Genomic DNA, 4,846 nt, shown 5'->3' with positions numbered 1-4,846 from the left:
CTTGGGCTTTCGGCCGGTGCGGCGAGAGGGCGTGCCGGGCGTCGCGACGGGGCGAACGTTGCCTGTCGGGGCACTAGCTAGGCCAAGAGCTGGCGGGCGTACCAGTCGCGGTGGTCGGTGACGCCGGGCAGGGCGAAGAAGTAGCCGCCGCCGAACGGCTGCACGTAGTCCACGAGCGGCTCGTCGACCAGCCGCTCCTGGACCGTCTCGAACTGGCGGACCAGGTCCTGCTGGTAGCAGGTGAAGATGTGGCCGGTCCGGAGGTTGCCGTTGGTGTCGACGCCCAGGTCGTAGTTGAAGGAGCGACGCAGCAGCCGCTGGTTCGCGGTCGGCTTGGTGCGCGGGTTCGCCAGGCGCATGTGGGAGTCGAGCGGGATCACCTTGCCGTGCGGGTCGGCGGAGTAGTCCGGGGTGTCGAACTCGTGGGTGCCGTCCAGCGGGGCGCCCGAGTCGCGGCGGCGCCCGAACATGTTCTCCTGCTCGTTGATGGAGACCCGGTCCCAGAACTCGACGAGCATGCGGATGAGCCGTACGACCTGGTAGGAGCCGCCCTGCGCCCAGGCCGGCTCGGCGGAGTCGTCCACCCAGACCAGGTCGGCGGCGGTGCTCCCGGTCGGGTTGGCGGTGCCGTCCTTGAAGCCGAGGAGGTTGCGGCCGGTGCCGGAGGGCCGGGGCGGGGAGTTGTAGCCGTCGATCTTCCAGCGCATCTGCATGGCGCCGCGGGTGTGGCGGGTGATGTCGCGGATGGCGTGGTGCACGGTGTCCGGGTGGTTGGCGCAGATCTGCAGGAGCAGGTCGCCGTGCATCCAGGCGGGTTCGGGCGAGTCGTTCTTGAAGATCCGCATCGGAGCGAGCCGCAGCGGCTTGTGCCGGGCGATGCCGAACCGGTCGCCCCGGCCGCCCTGGGCGCCCTCGCCGTCGAAGAGGCTCGCCCCGAACGACACGGTCACCGTCAGCCCGTCGGCCGGGACGTCGGGGCCCAGGACGTCGCTGTCGGCGGGCGGCTGCCCGACACCCAGGTCGGCCGGTGCGCCGCCGGTGGTGAGGTGACGGGCCCGCGCCGTCAGCGTCTTCATCAGCCCGACGAGCCCCGCCCGGTCCTGGGCGGTGACGTCGAACGCCACGTAGCAGGAGGCGCGCTGCTTGGGCGTGAGGACACCGGCCTGGTGCGCGCCGTGGAACGGGTACGAGTCGGCCATGTCCGAGCCGCCGCCGGACGCCGCGTCGGCGTCGGCGTGGGCACCGGCGATCAGCATTCCGCCGGCCAGCGCGGTGGTACCGGCGCCTGCGGCGGCGCCGTGGAGGAATCGACGGCGGCTGACGTTCATCGGGGGACCACCCATCTCTGTTTCGTGGCGGGCGAGTTGCTTGGCAGGGGGGCCGGGGCGGCGGCCGGGTCAATGGCCGGGCGGGACTTCGAGCAGGTTCGGGATCTCGTCCAGGTGTTCCAGTACGGCGCCGAGCGCGGCCTGCACCGACTCGCGGGCGGCGAGCGGGGTCCGCGCGGGCGGGGGCCACCGGCCGTCGCCCGTCTTGGTGGCGAGCAGCGAGGTGCGCAGGGTGGTCAGCTCGCGGTCGACGACCGGCAGCAGCTTCGGGTCCCGGGCGCGGACCGGGCCGTCGAGTTCGCCGAGGACGGCCCGGGTGGCCCGCACGTCGGCGAGGATCTCCGGGTAGGTGGCGCCGGAGCCCTGGTCGTCGATGCCGGAGAGGTGGTCGCGCAGGGCGTCCTCAAGGATCTCGTGGGCGCGCAGCGGCAGGTTGGTGGGGTCGCCCGCGAGGTCGTCGTCGCCGAGGTGGTCGCGTACGGCGGTGACGTCCTTGGCGAGCCGGTCGGCGACCGGTTCCAGCTCGTCGGCGCTCTGGCCGTGCCACAGGCCGTACTCGATGCGGTGCAGGCCGGTGAAGTGCTTGTCCTTGACGCCGCCCGCAAGACCGTCCGGCAGCCCGTCGACCGCGCTGCCCGCGTCGCCGAAGCTGTTGTAGGAGGCGCCGACCCGCTCCCAGTCGAGCTGGGCGGTGAGCCAGTCCTTCTTCGCGGCGTCCAGTCGGCCGCCCTTGAGGTCGTTGCGCAGGTCCGAGACCGCGTCGGAGAGCCGGGCGAGGACTCCTGCGGCGTACCGCCGGTAGGCGTCGTTCGGGCCGGTCAGCTCCTTGACGGTGACCGGCCGCACGGCGGCCGACGGGGCGTGCGCGGTGCCGCCGGTGACCCGCACGGCCGCCGAGGAGGTCTCCGGCCGGCCGGACATCAGGCAGTGGACGGTGTAGGTGCCCTTGCCGAGTGTCGCGCTCATGTCGGCGGTGGTGGCGGGGCCGATGGTCTCGATCTCGGCGACGATCGCGCCCGCCGAGTTCACCAGGCGCACCTCGCCCGCCTTGCCGGACCGGTTGTCCACGGCGATGGTCTGCCGGCCCGCGTGCGCCGACGACCAGTCCTTGGCGCAGCTGTCCTTGGTGACGGTCACGGTCTGCGCGGCCGACGTGCCGTCCGAGGGGAGCAGCGCGATCGTGGTACCGGCCGCCAGCGCGGGAACCGCGATCAGGGCGGCGCCGACGAGCACCGGGCGCCGCCCGAGCACCTTCTCCCAGCGGCTGCCGCCGGGGGCCTCGGCCGGGGCCTCGGCGGGGGCCTGCGGCTCGGGCTTCACGGCGGCGGACTCCCCGTCAGAGGGCTTCACGGCGGCGGGCTCCCCGCCAGCGGGCTCCCCGGCGGCGGGCTTCACGGCGGCGGGCTTCACGGCGGCGGGCGTGGGCCGTCCGGCGAGCAGGAACGCGGGGACCACCACGGCCAGGTACACCGCCCAGGCGACGACCTGGAGCACGGTCATCCTCGGCGCGAGCTCGGTGACACCGGTGATGATCGAGACCCACCAGGCGTTGGGGTCGATGTGCGAGGTCAGGTCGAAGGCGACCCAGTGCACGCCGGGCAGCGCCCCCGCGTCCTGGAGGTCGCCGAGCCCGTACGAGAGGACTCCGGCGGCGATCACGACCAGCGCGAGCGCGGTCCTGCCGAAGAAGACGCCGAGGTTGAGGCGCACCGCCTGCCGGTAGAGCAGCATGCAGATCACGGCCGCCGCGCCGAGCCCCAGGCCCGCGCCGACCAGCGGGGCGACCGTCGAGCCCGAGGCCCTGACCGCCGTCCACAGGAACAGCGTCGTCTCCAGGCCCTCACGGCCGATCGCGAAGAACGCGGTGACCGCGAGCGCGCCCGCGCCGATGGACGCGGCCCGCGCCACCTCGCCGCGCAGGTGTTTCGAGAGGGAGGCGGCGGTGCGCTTCATCCAGAAGACCATCGCCGTGACCAGGCCGACCGCGAGCAGGCTCAGCAGCCCGCCGACCAGTTCCTGACCGGCGCTGGAGAGCACGTCGGTGGAGAACGTGAGGACCGCAGCGAAGCTGCCCGCGACCATCACCGCGCCCAGCACGCCCAGCCACACGGGGGTCGACGGGACACGGCGGCCGTCGTCCGTCCGCGTCCTGCGCACGGCGGCGAGCAGGATCGTCACGACGAGGCCGGCCTCCAGGCCCTCGCGCAGGCCGATCAACAGATTCGGTACCGCTTCTGCCCAAGTCACAGCCGCTAAGGTAAGGCATGCCTTTGTACGCAATCCTGGATGAAAGCCGCAAAAGGTACGGCCAGGCGGACAAAGACCGGGTAATTCCTCAGCCAGACAAGCGAGAAGTGCCCGAACCGGGGCATCTACCCCTGGTCGACGCCGTGGTCGCGCAGCGGGCCCACGGCCAGGTCCTGACGTCGGCAGGTGTCGAGGATGAGCGGGAGCGCGCCGAGGGCCGAGCGCCACGCGCCGGGGGCCGAGGTGCAGTCCGAGTCGTGGAGCAGGATGGTGCCGCCGCCGCGCAGGTCGGCGGTGACCGTCCGGTGGACCGACCGCGGGGTGGCACGGCGGGTCCAGTCCTCGCCCCAGCAGGTCCACAGGGTGGGCGTGAGGCCGAGCCGGCGGGCGGCGATGTGCGCCGAGGACGACATCACGCCGTACGGGGGCCGGAAGAGCCGGGGCACCGCGCCGGTGATCTCGGCGACGGTGTCGCGGGCGCGGGCGAAGTCGTCGTACGTGGCGCGCGGCCCGCGCAGCAGGAGCGGGCGGTGGTGCCAGCCGTGGATGCCGATCTCGTGCCCGGCGTCGTACATCTCCTTGAGGAGGCCCGGGGAGCGGTGGGCCATGGAGCCGAGTACGAAGAAGGTGGCGCGCAGCCCGTCAGAGTCGAGGCGGCGCAGGAAGAAAGGCGTGGAGAGCGGGTCGGGGCCGTCGTCGAAGGTCAGGGCGACGTGGTCGGCCCGCCCTTGCGCGGACAGGCGCGGCATGAACCGGTTGCGCAACGGCCCGAAGGTGGAGATGACGGGTGCCGCGTGCGCGGCGGCGACCACGGGCAGCGCGGCGGCCGCCGCGCGCGCCACCGTACGAACGGGCCGGTCGGCGGTGACGGAGCGGACGGTGCTCATCGGTTGTCCTCGCGGGTGTGCGTGCGGTCGTACATGCCGTGGTGGTGCGTGCGACGGGGGCTGCCGTGGCGGTGTGCGCGATGCGACGGGCCGTGGTGCGTGCGCGTGAGGGGCCCGGCGAGCGTGGCGGGCCGCCTCAGCGAAACCCTACGGCCTGTCCGGGAACCACGGCGAGGCCGACGGCACGTGCCACGGCTCCCGGAGCCGACGAGCGGCGCCGACGCCGGCCGGGCCCGGGGGCCAGGGGGTGTTCCGCGGCCGTTCGTCACTCATCGCCCTTGCGGGTCATGAGGCCCGCGAGCGCGGCCAGGCGCAGGGCCGGGGCCAGCGGGCGGTTGCCCCGGCGCGGGGCGGGGATCGGCGCCAGATCGGAAGAGCGTCGGG

The 4,846-nt window shown here is 73.7% G+C and carries 3 protein-coding genes; all 3 read right to left on the bottom strand.

Annotated features, from left to right (window positions below; all coding sequences use genetic code 11):
• Positions 1–77 precede the first annotated feature (77 nt).
• Entirely contained in the window at positions 78–1,328 is a 1,251-nt protein-coding gene (efeB, locus tag OFY01_RS15100) for an iron uptake transporter deferrochelatase/peroxidase subunit (RefSeq protein ID WP_266600113.1), read from the bottom strand.
• Positions 1,329–1,397: 69 nt separating this feature from the next.
• A complete protein-coding gene (gene efeU / locus OFY01_RS15095) occupies positions 1,398–3,575 on the bottom strand; it encodes an iron uptake transporter permease EfeU (RefSeq protein ID WP_266600111.1) in 2,178 nt (725 codons plus the stop codon).
• A gap of 125 nt (positions 3,576–3,700) precedes the next feature.
• Complete coding sequence (locus OFY01_RS15090; protein ID WP_266600109.1) at positions 3,701–4,462, bottom strand: polysaccharide deacetylase family protein; 762 nt, start codon at positions 4,460–4,462, stop codon at positions 3,701–3,703.
• Positions 4,463–4,846 lie beyond the last annotated feature (384 nt).

The sequence above is a fragment of the Streptomyces beihaiensis genome, from assembly GCF_026274175.1.
GTDB lineage: Bacteria > Actinomycetota > Actinomycetes > Streptomycetales > Streptomycetaceae > Streptomyces > Streptomyces beihaiensis.
The sequence above is the reverse complement of the archived record's forward strand: the minus strand, read 5'-3'. Positions and strand labels throughout refer to the sequence as shown.

What these genes read in the sequence shown, in the direction of transcription:
- efeB (WP_266600113.1), bottom strand. Translation starts at nt 1,328, where the DNA reads ATGAACGTCAGCCGCCGTCGATTCCTCCACGGCGCCGCCGCAGGCGCC.
- OFY01_RS15090 (WP_266600109.1), bottom strand. Translation starts at nt 4,462, where the DNA reads ATGAGCACCGTCCGCTCCGTCACCGCCGACCGGCCCGTTCGTACGGTG.